Source organism: Pedobacter sp., from assembly GCF_045628745.1.
Taxonomy (GTDB): Bacteria; Bacteroidota; Bacteroidia; order Sphingobacteriales; family Sphingobacteriaceae; genus Pedobacter.
The window spans coordinates 1-4,112 of sequence record NZ_JAZQPU010000255.1 but is presented as its reverse complement, the minus strand read 5'-3'; the positions used below and the strand labels follow the sequence as shown (position 1 = coordinate 4,112).

Here is a 4,112-nt window from a genome sequence, read left to right as displayed (position 1 = left end):
CAAGAAAATTCACCTCCGAAAAGCTCATAGAAGGCGTCATGATCCTTTGCAGCCTGGTTTCTGTATTAACTACCATAGGCATCATCCTCGTTCTTTCTATAGATACCTTTAAATTCTTTGGCGAGGTATCCTTCATTGATTTTTTAACCGATAAACAATGGACACCCCTTTTTGAAGACAAACATTTCGGTATCATGTCACTGCTTTCAGGCACCCTGCTCACCACTATTATTGCCATTTTTGTAGCCGTGCCCGTAGGGGTTTCTATCGCTGTATTTTTAAATGAGTATGCATCTAAAAAGTTCACTTCCATCGTTAAACCGCTGCTTGAAGTGCTGGCAGCCATCCCTACCGTTGTTTATGGCTTTTTTGCCTTACAGTTTGTAACACCTCTACTGCAAAAAGTGATCCCGGGATTATCGGGCTTTAATGCTTTGTCGCCGGGTTTGGTCATGGGCATTATGATCATCCCCTACATTACATCCTTGAGTGAAGATGCCTTGCGTGCTGTACCTAAATCTTTGCGCGAAGCCTCTTATGGACTAGGTGCCAACCGTTTTCAAACCGCTTTTAAAGTGATGGTGCCCGCTGCGAATTCCGGAATTGTGGTGTCTATTATCCTGGCAATTTCCAGGGCACTGGGTGAAACCATGATTGTAGCCATCGCCGCAGGTCAGCAGCCAAAATTAACTTTCAACCCCCTGGAGGCTGTAGAAACTATTACAACTTACATTGTGCAGGTTAGTATGGGCGATGTACCTCAGGATTCTATGGAGTATAGAACCATTTTTGCCGCCGGTATTACCCTTTTTGTATTCACCTTCCTGCTCAACAATCTCAGCTTCTGGATCAGGAAAAAATATCAACAGCGTTATGAGTAGAAGACATTTCATCAGTCCTAAAATACAGGATACTTTATTCAAATACTTCGCTGTATTTTGTACAGCATTTGCCTTGCTTACCCTGTTGGTGCTCTTGATAGACATCACCATTAAAGGGGTACAACGCATTGACTGGGCCTTTTTCACCAATTTACCATCCAGGCATCCTGAGCAGTCAGGCATCTATACGGCCCTTGCCGGAATGGTCAGCTTATTGGTATTAACCCTACTCATTGCCCTCCCTATCGGCATTTTATCAGGCATTTACCTGCAGGAATATGGTAAAAGAAACCGCCTGGCAAAGTTTATAGAAATCAACATTTCCAACCTGGCAGGGGTTCCTTCCGTAATTTATGGTATATTGGGTTTACAATTATTTGTGCGGACTGCAGGCTTAGGGAACAGTATTCTTTCTGGTGCGTTGACCTTGAGTTTACTGATTATGCCGGTCATTATTGTTTCCACCAGGGAAGCCATCAAAGCTGTACCAGATTCATTGAGGGAGGCTGCTTATGGACTTGGCGCCACCAAATGGCAAACCATCCGAAGGGTGGTGCTGCCAGCATCATTTGGGGGTATCCTTACCGGCATTATCCTTTCTATTTCACGTGCCATTGGTGAAACTGCCCCTTTAATTGTTGTTGGCGCTTTAGCTTATGTGCCTTTTATACCCGAGGGACCGATGGATCAGTACACTTCGCTGCCCATCCAAATTTTTAACTGGACCTCCAGGCCACAACAAGGCTTTGTTACAAATGCCGCCGCAGGTATAATTGTATTGTTATTATTTACCTTTATACTGAATGGTGCGGCAATATATTTAAGAAACCGATGGTACAAAAAAACAGCAATCTAATGATAGACAGCTATGGAACCTATAAATTAAGAGCGAAAGACCTGAATTTGTTTTACGGACAAAAGCAGGCCCTGAAAAATATTTCTATCAATATCAAGGCCAATACCGTTACCGCCTTTATTGGTCCTTCGGGTTGCGGAAAATCTACTTTTCTACGGTGTTTTAACCGCATGAACGACCTCATTGAAAACGTAACCATCAAGGGCGAAGTGATGATTGATGACGTAGACATCTACAAAAACATGGTTGATGTTTACGAATACCGCAAAAAAATAGGCATGGTTTTCCAGAAGCCCAACCCTTTTCCGAAGAGCATTTTCGAGAACGTGGCCTTCGGCCTGCGCATCAATGGAGAGCGCTCAAAAACGGTGCTCAATGAAGCCGTTGAAAACTCACTCCGCAAAGCTGCCCTCTGGGATGAAGTAAAAGACAACCTTAATAAATCTGCCCTGGCTTTGTCGGGAGGCCAGCAACAGCGCTTGTGCATTGCAAGGGCCATTGCCGTTAAACCTTCGGTTTTATTGATGGACGAGCCCGCTTCTGCCTTAGATCCTATTTCTACAGCGAAGATTGAGGAACTGATTTACCAGCTTAAAGACCAGTTTACCATTGTTATTGTTACCCATAACATGCAGCAAGCCGCAAGGGTGAGCGATAAAACCGCTTTCTTTTATATGGGCGAGCTGATAGAATTCGACCATACGGATAAGATCTTTACAAACCCCACAAAAGACGCTACACAGAACTACATTACCGGCAGGTTTGGATAGTTTTTTGTTAAATATTAAATAAAATATAATGACGCACTTAGAGAATGAATTAAAAAAATTAAAGGGTGATACCATTGAAATGTGGAAGCTTGTGCTTACACAGCTTAACAAGGCATTTCACTCTTTAAAGACCTTCGATAAAGATTTTTCAAGGGAAGTGATTTCCGGAGAAAAAAGAGTCAATGCTATGGAACTGCAGATTGATAGGGACTGTGAGAATATTTTCGCCCTCTATAACCCTGTTGCGGTTGACCTCAGGTTAGTGCTGGCGACTTTAAAAATCAACAATAACCTGGAACGCATTGGTGATATTGCCGAGGGCATTGCCAAGTTCATCATCATTGAAAGAGAAGCATTCGACCAGGAGCTGATGAAGAAAACGCATTTCCTGGAGATGTTCCAGGCGGCTATCGACATTGTAAACGATGTATTGATTTCCTTTGAAAACGATGATACGAAGATGGCCAGAAGCATTTTTGAGAAAGACGAAATGCTTGATGATATCAATATAGAAGCCAATCAAAATGTTTCTGCGTACATTAAAGACCACCTGGATAAAACAGAGCAGGCTTTAAATATACTTTCCATCATTCGTAAGTTAGAAAGAGTAGGAGATCAAAGTAAAAACATTGCCGAAGAAATTATCTTTTACCTGGAAGCAAAAGTGCTTAAGCATAAATAATAACGGTGGGTATGATTACTTTCTATTGGGCACAGTCCAATAGTGTACGGTGGCACCCTCAATCATTTCTGTGCGGTCAGGTTTCCAATCGCCCATGTCAAAGGCATGTGACACAATTCTGGTACCCGGTTTAAGGGCCAGAATTTTTGGCCTGAGCTTCATGTTTACGTCTGGCAAAAGGTACAGCGTGATGACTGTAGCCTTGCTTAAATCAGTTTCAAAAAGATTGGCTTGTACAAATTTAACTTTGTCACTTACCCCGGCACTCACCGCATTGGCTTTTGCTTCGGCAATTCTATCCGGATCAATATCGAAACCCATGCCAGTTGCGCCATAATCCCTGGCGGCAGTAACCACAATACGACCATCGCCACAACCAAGGTCGTATAAAACGTCGCCTTTTTTAACGTTCGCTAATTTTAGCATCCCGTCAACAACCGCCTGCCGTGTAGGCACATAAGGTACATCCAGCACTGGCTTTTGCTGTGCCCGAACAAGTGCAATGCTGCAGACAGCTAAAAACATTACACTGATAAAGATTTTTACTGATTTCATGTTCTTTTCATTTAAGGTGAAGGAAGTTCTGTTTATTTATTTACAAGGATGGTATCTGTAGGTTTAAGGCTTAAATGGTGCTTTTTTCTTTCTACTATCAAAAGAATAACAAAGCCAATGAGCAACACGCCAACCCCCACCAGTGCCCCAATGCCAGTATACATTAAGCTTGAATACAATAAATAAGCACTGCTGAGGCAAAAGATAAAGGGTATAACCGGATATAAGGGTACCTTAAAAGGCCGGGGCCTTAAAGGTTCTTTTTTACGCAAAACAAATAAGGCAATGCCTACCAGCAAAAAAAATAACCAAAAAATAGGTGCTGTATATTCAATGATGGTTTGAAAACCTGTACGGGTCAATAAACC

Annotated in this window: 5 protein-coding genes and 1 pseudogene; 4 read left to right on the top strand and 2 right to left on the bottom strand. The window is 42.4% G+C overall.

All coding sequences use genetic code 11. The features are described from left to right. The 4 genes from pstC to phoU form a co-directional block, all read left to right on the top strand. Positions 1-881: phosphate ABC transporter permease subunit PstC (pstC, locus tag ACR2F7_RS09720; protein WP_432713379.1), on the top strand; the 881-nt coding region annotated here is incomplete at its 5' end. Further along, positions 874-1,737: a phosphate ABC transporter permease PstA gene (gene pstA, locus ACR2F7_RS09715; RefSeq protein WP_432713378.1), complete on the top strand. Its 864-nt coding sequence runs from the start codon at positions 874-876 to the stop codon at positions 1,735-1,737. The genes pstC and pstA, both read left to right, overlap by 8 nt. After that, entirely contained in the window at positions 1,737-2,507 is a 771-nt protein-coding gene (gene pstB / locus ACR2F7_RS09710) for a phosphate ABC transporter ATP-binding protein PstB (RefSeq protein ID WP_432713377.1), read from the top strand. The genes pstA and pstB overlap by 1 nt, the downstream gene beginning before the upstream one ends. A 28-nt stretch (positions 2,508-2,535) precedes the next feature. Continuing rightward, positions 2,536-3,189, top strand: coding sequence for a phosphate signaling complex protein PhoU (gene phoU, locus ACR2F7_RS09705; RefSeq protein WP_432713376.1), 654 nt, complete (start codon positions 2,536-2,538; stop codon positions 3,187-3,189). 15 nt (positions 3,190-3,204) lie between these two features. Here the strand turns inward: phoU and ACR2F7_RS09700 are convergent, their stop codons facing one another. Both ACR2F7_RS09700 and ACR2F7_RS09695 read right to left on the bottom strand, forming a co-directional pair. Beyond that, positions 3,205-3,744, bottom strand: a complete 540-nt coding sequence (locus ACR2F7_RS09700; protein WP_432713375.1) for an SAM-dependent methyltransferase — start codon at positions 3,742-3,744, stop codon at positions 3,205-3,207. A 32-nt stretch (positions 3,745-3,776) separates the two neighbouring features. Then, positions 3,777-4,112, bottom strand: a pseudogene (locus ACR2F7_RS09695) (hypothetical protein); the annotation flags it as partial.

Bases quoted from the DNA above. Each gene is read 5' to 3' on its own strand.
- pstA (WP_432713378.1), top strand. From the start codon at position 874: ATGAGTAGAAGACATTTCATCAGTCCTAAAATACAGGATACTTTATTC.
- pstB (WP_432713377.1), top strand. From the start codon at position 1,737: ATGATAGACAGCTATGGAACCTATAAATTAAGAGCGAAAGACCTGAAT.
- phoU (WP_432713376.1), top strand. From the start codon at position 2,536: ATGACGCACTTAGAGAATGAATTAAAAAAATTAAAGGGTGATACCATT.
- ACR2F7_RS09700 (WP_432713375.1), bottom strand. From the start codon at position 3,744: ATGAAATCAGTAAAAATCTTTATCAGTGTAATGTTTTTAGCTGTCTGC.